Annotated in this window: 5 protein-coding genes; 3 read left to right on the forward strand and 2 right to left on the reverse strand. The window is 63.9% G+C overall.

The annotated features are described in order from the left end of the window. Positions 1-178: 178 nt before the first annotated feature. Positions 179-697, reverse strand: coding sequence for a DinB family protein (locus WCB02_RS09880; RefSeq protein WP_423957854.1), 519 nt, complete (start codon positions 695-697; stop codon positions 179-181). A 93-nt stretch (positions 698-790) separates the two neighbouring features. Here WCB02_RS09880 and WCB02_RS09885 point away from each other — a divergent pair, with 93 nt between their 5' ends. The 3 genes from WCB02_RS09885 (at position 791) to WCB02_RS09895 (ending at position 3,245) form a co-directional block, all read left to right on the forward strand. After that, the gene (locus WCB02_RS09885) at positions 791-1,714 is read left to right on the forward strand and encodes a LysR substrate-binding domain-containing protein (RefSeq protein WP_423957855.1); all 924 of its coding nucleotides are present in this window, start codon (positions 791-793) and stop codon (positions 1,712-1,714) included. Positions 1,715-1,851: 137 nt separating this feature from the next. Further along, on the forward strand, positions 1,852-2,976 hold the full coding sequence (locus WCB02_RS09890; protein ID WP_423957857.1) for a DUF2336 domain-containing protein: 1,125 nt from the start codon (positions 1,852-1,854) through the stop codon (positions 2,974-2,976). Between the two features lie 38 nt (positions 2,977-3,014). Next, a complete protein-coding gene (locus WCB02_RS09895; RefSeq protein WP_423957858.1) occupies positions 3,015-3,245 on the forward strand; it encodes a hypothetical protein in 231 nt (76 codons plus the stop codon). A gap of 60 nt (positions 3,246-3,305) precedes the next feature. Here WCB02_RS09895 and WCB02_RS09900 read toward each other — a convergent pair. Next, positions 3,306-4,304: nucleoside recognition domain-containing protein (locus WCB02_RS09900; RefSeq protein WP_423957860.1), on the reverse strand; the 999-nt coding region annotated here is incomplete at its 5' end.

The following is a 4,304-nucleotide window of genomic DNA, read 5'->3' on the forward strand; positions in this document are numbered from 1 at the left end:
GTGCAGACACCACCACAGACGGCAACGCCTGCGCCAAACGCCGGGGTCGTGAGTCAGCAGGTCGTGCCGCTGCCGCCGCCGATCGACGTCAAACCGGCTCCGGGGCCAGCCCCGGTCAGACCAAAGCCGCGCCCGCCGCTGGTGCTGACACCGCCGCCGCCGACAAATCCGTGAGACGTCAAAGTGCGAGCCCGGGCGCGGCCAAGCCGCGCTGAAAGGCCAGAAGATCGAGCGTCGGCGGCTCGGTGCCAGTGACGATCGAGCAGCAGGCATGCGCCTGGCCGCGATGATGGGTCTGGTGATTGAAGAGATGCAGCAGGATGTCCTGCAGCGCCTGCTGCTGCGGCTTGCCCGAAATTGTCTGATACGAGACCTCGGCGCCGAGATCGGCGGCGCTGAAGCCGTCGACGACGCGTTTCAGGCGTGCGTCCTCCGCCATCCGGGCGCGGGCCAGTATCTTGAGGTCGTCGTAAAGGATGCTATCGAGGCGGCTCGGAGGGTCGCCTTCGCCGGTCAGCCGCTTCAGCCAGATACGGTCGGCGAGGAGCAGATGGTTCAGCGTGCCATGCAAGCTGCCGAAGAATACGCCGACCTGCCGGCGGTAGTGTTCGTCCGGCATCGCGATCGCCGCAGCGTAGATACGCAGGTTGGCCCAGCGATTGTAGTCGGCGAGCTGGCGGAAATTCTCAATGCTCATCCTCGATCCCTCATCGGCTGACGCGGCCGATGTTAGCTTGATCGATGGGCGCGATCGGTGAGATTATCTCACCCGTCATTCTTGGGGAGAGCTATGGCGAGCACGGCGCCGCCCTCGGCCCGCGCACTGTCGGCGTTGTCCATGCTGGCGCATCTGGGCAGCCTGACGGAGGCTGCCGATCGGTTGGGCGTGACGCGATCGGCGCTGTCACACCGGATCGCCGAACTCGAGAAGCGGCTTGCCGTCGCGCTGGTGCGCAAGGCAGGCCGCAGGCTGGTGCTGACCGAGGACGGCGAACGGCTGCTCGCCGGCATGGGCGATGCACTGGAGCGGATTGAGGCAGCGCTGCAGCCGTTCCGTCGCGACCGCGGCCAGATCCGGCTCTCCACCGTCGCGACCTTCGCCTCGTACTGGCTGATTCCGCGCCTTGCGGAATTTCAGGCCTGCCATCCCGGCATCGAGGTGGCGATATCGACCACTACGCGGGCGGTCGATCTTGCCCTAGAGGATTTTGATTGCGCTATCCGTCATGGCCACGGCGCCTGGAACGGGCTGGTGGCGACCCTGCTGTTCAAGGAAACGCTGATGCCGGTTGCGGCGCCCCCGGTCGCCGAGCAGGTCGCCGCGAAGGCAGCACGAGGCTGGCGGGGGATTCCGCTGATCCGGGCCCGGTCGCGCTTCATGGATTGGTCGAGATGGAAGACCGAGCACGCCCTTGCCAACAAGCGTTCGAAATGGCTGACCGTGGAAACACGGGCGCAGGCGCTGGATGCGGCAATCGCCGGCGCGGGCATTGCCCTGACGGACATGGCCTATATCGGGCCGCATGCGGCTGCAGGCAGGCTCGCGATGCTGGCTCAGCATCCGCTGAAGCTTTCGACCGGTTACTATTTCGTCAATCGGGCCGATGCACGCAGCGCCCAGCTGGTGAGGTTGTTTCGCGATTATGTGGTGGAGGCGGCGGGCCCGTTCCGATCCGGCGCCGCCTCGGTGCATACCATGAGGTCGGAAGGGTGAACAAACTGCTGCGCATTTGAGCGAATTCTTAACTGCAATACTTATTTGCCGGCTTTACGGAATGATTGCGTTTGTCTCGTAGGCTCTGACAGTTCTGCTATTGGGCGGCGTCGTCCGCGAATTGAGGTTTTTTCAAAATGGGCGAAGTCCATTCGTTTTTGCGGGATCTCGACGATGCGATCGCCCGGGGGACGGCGGAAAGCCGCACGCGCGCCTTGTGGCACGCCACGGATCTCCTGATCACTGGCCGCTATAGCGACGAGGAGATCTGGACCTTCGGCGAGGTCATTGGACGGCTCACCGACGAGATCGAGGTTGCGGTGCGCGCCCAGCTGTCGGACCTGCTGGCCGTGTTCGACCGGGCCCCGACCAACATCATCCACAAGCTTGCCTTTGACGATTCGATCGAGGTCGCCGGTCCCGTGCTGCGGGAATCCGAGCGGCTCGACAAGGAGGCGCTGGTCGCCACCGCCAAGACCAAGGGCCAGCCGCATCTGCTCGCGATTTCCAAGCGAAAATCGCTCGAAGAGGAGGTCACCGACGTGCTGGTGCGCCGTGGCGACCGCGAGGTCGTCAACTCGGTCGCGAGCAACCAGGGAGCGCGTCTGTCGAACTTCGGCTTTCTGCACATGATCACGCGGGCGGAGGGTGACTCGATCCTCGCCGAACAACTCGGCCTGCGCAGCGACATCCCGAGGCACGTTTTCCAGCAGCTCATCGCCAAGGCGTCCGACAACGTCAAGAAGCGGCTGGAGCGCGAGCGCCCAGCGATGATGTCGGAAATCCAGACCACCGTGAGCGACGTCGCTGGCGAACTGCAGTCGAAATTCGGCCCCGCCTCACGAAACTACTTTGTCGCCAAACGCGTGGTCGCGACCCAGTATCGCGAGGGCAACCTCAATGAGGCCAGCATCGCCGGATATGCGAAGTCGCACCGTTTCGACGAAGTCACGATCGGGCTGTCGCTGCTGTGCTCATTGCCGGGCGACGTGATCGAGCGCGCCCTGCTCGACAGGAACAGGGAAATGCTGCTGGTTCTCGCCAAGGCGCTCGGCTTTTCGTGGGCCACCACCATGGCGCTGCTGTTCCTCGGAGCCAAGGATCACCGCATCACCGCAAAGGATCTGAAGGATCTCGAAAGCGATTTCGGCTCGCTCAACATCCAGACCTCCAAGAGCGTGCTGGAATTCTACAAGTCGCGCAAGCACAACGAGCCGGCCGGGCCCGGCCACACTCGGCAGCCTCTGCTTCAGGCGCATTGAGACAGCGGATGTGAACAGCCGGCCTCGGTAGATTGATGATGAACATTGCCCTTCTCGAAGCCGAAGTGCGCCACCTTCTGAGCCGGTTTTCCGGCGGGCCGGCCGCAGACCAGCCGTCGGTGGACACCGCCTGGGTGGTGCTCGAAGCGGCCAACGACATCGGCGATGAGCCGGCCATCGAAGCGTGCCGTCGGGTGATCGATGCCGATTTGAACGGCGCCGTCGCCTCTCAATCCGATCTGCAGCTGATTTTCGACTATTTCCGGTGATTTGGGCACGATCCGGAACAGTGGGTACCGGTTTTCCGAAAGATCATGCTCCAACGATAATCAGCCCGCGCCGAACGCGACTGCGATCTGGTAGGTGGCAAGACTTGAGACGTAGGCCAGCGCCAGCATGTAGGCGAACGTGATCGCCATCCATTTGGTGCCGCCGGTCTCGCGCCGGATCACGGCAAGCGTGGAGGCGCATTGCGGCGCGAAGATGTACCAGGCGAGCAGCGAGAGCGCGGTGGCCAGGCTCCATTTCGTCGCCAGCACATGGCCGATCTGCTCGGCGGCTTCCTTGCCGCCCTCGATGGCATAGACGGTGCCGAGCGCTGCGACCGCGACTTCGCGCGCCGCCATGCCCGGGATCAGCGCCACCGCGATCTGCCAGTTGAAGCCGACGGGCGCGAGCAGCGGCGCGATCGCCTTGCCGATCATCGCGGCCAGGCTGTAATTGATCGCCGGTTGCTCGGCGCCCATGGGCGGCTGCGGGAACGAGGCCAGGAACCAGATCAAGACCATCATTGCGAAGATGGTGGTGCCCGCCCGCTGCAGGAACATCTTGGCGCGGGTGTAGACGCCGATCGCGATGCTGCGCACCCGCGGCATCTTGTAGTCAGGCAATTCCAGCATGAACGGCGCCGGCGCGTAATCGCGCCACATCATGAACTTGATCAGGAAGGACACCCCGAGCGCGCTGGCGATGCCGGTGGCGTAGAGCCCGAACATCACGAGCCCCTGCAGATTGATCAAGCCGCCGATCAGTTTCGCTGGAATGAAGGCCGAGATGATCAGCGTGTAGACCGGAATCCGCGCCGAACAGGTCATCAGCGGCGCGATCAGGATGGTGGTCAGGCGGTCGCGGCGGTTGTCGATCACCCGCGTCGCCATGATGCCGGGGATCGCGCAGGCGAAGCTCGATAACAGCGGGATGAAGGCGCGGCCATGCAGGCCGGCGCCGCCCATGATGCGGTCCATCAGGAACGCCGCGCGCGCCATGTAGCCGAAATCCTCCAACAGCAGGATGAAGAGGAAGATGATGATGATCTGCGGCAGGAACAC

Origin of the sequence: Bradyrhizobium sp., from assembly GCF_049581145.1 — a bacterium.
GTDB lineage: Bacteria > Pseudomonadota > Alphaproteobacteria > Rhizobiales > Xanthobacteraceae > Bradyrhizobium.